Source organism: Microbacterium sp. T32 (assembly GCF_001619615.1).
In the GTDB taxonomy this organism is placed as follows: domain Bacteria; phylum Actinomycetota; class Actinomycetes; order Actinomycetales; family Microbacteriaceae; genus Microbacterium.
Map to the genome: position 1 here is coordinate 1 of NZ_LQQP01000060.1, position 2521 is coordinate 2521.

3 protein-coding genes are annotated in these 2521 nt (G+C 70.7%); all 3 read right to left on the minus strand.

The window, feature by feature from the left end:
* Positions 1–870: hypothetical protein (locus AVW09_RS15300; RefSeq protein ID WP_063258875.1), on the minus strand; the 870-nt coding region annotated here is incomplete at its 3' end.
* A complete protein-coding gene (locus tag AVW09_RS15305; protein WP_156496132.1) occupies positions 867–2273 on the minus strand; it encodes an LCP family glycopolymer transferase in 1407 nt (468 codons plus the stop codon). The genes AVW09_RS15305 and AVW09_RS15300, both read right to left, overlap by 4 nt.
* Before the next feature lie 56 nt (positions 2274–2329).
* On the minus strand, positions 2330–2521 hold a 192-nt coding region (locus AVW09_RS15310), incomplete at its 5' end, for an AIR carboxylase family protein (RefSeq protein WP_197462667.1).

Consider the following 2521-nt stretch of genomic DNA (forward strand, 5'->3'; position numbering starts at 1 on the left):
GCGCCAGGGCCAGTCCGTGCGGGTGCTCGGCGCGAGCAGCGCGACGGCGTGCGACAGCACCGCGGCCCGGTCCCAGCGGTCGAGCGACCCGCGCGCGTGCACCCGCGCCTCGGGGATGCCCGCCGCGGAGGCCAGCTCGACCACGGCGGGCTCGTCCCCCTCGGGCACGTCGAGCACGACCACGTCTCCGTCCCAGCCGGCGGCGGCCACCCCCGCGAACGCGGCCGAAACGCCATCCGACGCCGCGGAGCCCCCGACGACCGTGATGAACCAGGACGGCAGGTCGAGCGCGCGCAGTCGGCCCACGGCATCCGAGGGCACGCGAAAGCCCGCCGCGGGAGCCCCGCCGATGACGCGCACCTTCGCGACGAGCTTCGCCTTCGCGACCTCGGCGAGCCGTTCCGCCATCGCGTGCGAAGGCACCACGACGGCGTCGGCATGCTTACCGATCCGCGACAGCAGGGCGCGGGCGGCGAGCAGTTCGGTCTTGGGGAGCTCCTCCGGCGTCTCCCACGCGCGCAGGTCCCACAGCGTCACGACGATCTGGTGCGTCTCGTTGACGCGGTCGTGGCGGACGAGTGGTGCGAGCGAGGTCGGCGAGTGGATGAGTCCTCGCCCGATCCCGGGAGCCACACCGAGCTGCCAGGATGCCGCGAGCTCGCGGCGCCGCATCGAGAGGCGCGTCTCGGACGACAGCCCCGCGACGCCCGCGTCGTCCGGCAACCCGGGGGCGGGAACGATCGCGCCGACGTCGCACCCGCGCGGCGCGGTGTCGATCAGCGCCTGCGTCAGCGACGCGGACGCCTCCTCGAGGTCGCGGGAGGTCGGGGCGACGAGCTGGTCGAGGACGACGCGAAGGGTGACGGTCACGGCGCGGGGCTCTCCGTCGGGGTCGGGGGGTGGAGCTTGTCGCGAACGATCTGCTTCACCTGGTCGTAATCCGGGTGGAACTCGTCGACGCCGCCCGCGGGGGTCAGCTCGATCGTCGTGACCGGCTGGTCCTTGGCCTTCAGCGCGAGGTCGACCAGCGTCGGCGCGATGAGTCCCTGGGGGAGATCCGTCTTGAGGAGATTCGTGCTGGCGGCAGCCACTTGCTGGAAATGCTGCAGAACGTTCTGCGGTGTGAACTGAGCGAGGATGGCCTCCTGCAGCTGGCGCTGGCGGCGCATGCGGTCGAAGTCGCTGGTCGTGTACCGCGAGCGCGCGTACCACTGGGCGGTATCGCCGTTCATGCGCTGTGCGCCGGGCTCGATCCACCCGAACGCCCAGTCGTCGACCGGCTGACCGTCATAGGCCGGGCCTCCCTTGGGGAGCCGCTCGTCAACCGTGATGTCGACGCCGCCGAGCGCGTCGACGAGATCAGCGAAGCCCTGCATGTCGAGGAGTACGTAGTACGGGATCTTGATGCCCATGATGCCCTCTGCGGCATCCTTGGTCGCCTCGATCCCCGGCTCCGAACCGTTCGCGACGGCGTCCGGATAGAGCGCGTTGCCGTCCTGACAGACCTCGACCTCGGTACGGAGCTGATTGATCCCGCTCCCCCACCCGCAGGTCTCGTCGAACTTGCCGGTGTGCCCGTCCGGGTACTCGTCCTGCAGGGGGCCGGGGGCGAACGGGAAGTTCGGCATGTCGCGCGGGATGCCCGTGATCGTGACGGCACCCGTGGTGGCGTTGATGGAGGCGACCGAGATCGAGTCGAACCGCATGGAATCGCGCCCGTCGCCCGAATCCCCGCCGAGCAGAAGGATGTTGTAATAACCGTCCGAGGGCGGGACGACGGGCGCGGACTGGGCGAACAGCTCCGCGAAGGAGTCGCGAGTGGTTCCGGCGGCCTGCGCCGCCCAGGCCGCTCCCGAGCCGGTGAGGAAGAGCAGCCCGACGGAGACGACGGCCATCGCCCAGCGGGCGATCGGCCCGGTGCGGACGAGCCGGACGAGACGCAGAGTGTCGATGGTCAGGACGATCCACACCACCAGGTAACCGACGAGGACGACCTGCACGAGCGTGAGCGGCACCCACCGGAACCACGACAGGAAGTCCGGGATGAACGACCCGGTCGCCAGGGCGAAGAGGCCACTGGGCCAGAGCAGCGCACCGAGCGCCGCGAGGATCAGGACCGCCCAGAGGAACAGGGTCGTCGCGAGACCGAACCGGCCGAGGCGACGATTGCCCGCCAAGACTTGCGCCGATCCCGGCAGCAGGAAGTTGAGGACGATCAGCCACCATCCGCGACGCGTCATGACCCGACGAGACGACGCGTCGGGGTGACGCATCGGCTGCGATTCCACGACCGCCGCGCGCGCCCGCGGCCGGGCGGGGGCGATCACACTCACAGCGCGTCCTTCAGACGGCGGTTCTTCTCCTCCACCTGCGCTTCGAGGTCGGCGGCGTACTGCTCCACGCGGTCTCCGATCTCGGCATCCGTCGATCCGAGGATCCGGGCGGCGAGGAGACCGGCGTTCTTCGCCCCGTTGATCGACACGGTGGCCACGGGGATGCCGGCCGGCATCTGGACGATGCT